1 protein-coding gene is annotated in these 259 nt (G+C 35.5%); it reads left to right on the top strand.

Annotated elements, in window-relative coordinates; translation table 11 throughout:
• Positions 1-259 (top strand): hypothetical protein (locus OU788_RS12795; protein WP_274635504.1); only part of this gene is annotated, 259 nt, incomplete at both ends.

Here is a 259-nt window from a genome sequence, read left to right as displayed (position 1 = left end):
GAGCTCTAGTTTAAAAAAGGTATACCTAACAGGACAACCTTTAAAAGAATTGTATGGTGAAAACTATGGAATTGAATTTTTCAACTGTGCTAATTTAGATTTTATATGTGTTGATAGCCCGTATATGGATTTGATTACAAAACAAATGAATGACGACCCTAGCTTAAACTATGTTGGCCCTTGGGGTAACAACCCTAATTGTACTATAACTACCGCTTGTGACATACCAGAAGTAGCGGGAAATTGTAATACACCTACC

Source organism: Tenacibaculum sp. L6 (assembly GCF_028823685.1).
Classification (GTDB): domain Bacteria; phylum Bacteroidota; class Bacteroidia; order Flavobacteriales; family Flavobacteriaceae; genus Polaribacter.
The sequence above is the reverse complement of the archived record's forward strand: the minus strand, read 5'-3'. Positions and strand labels throughout refer to the sequence as shown.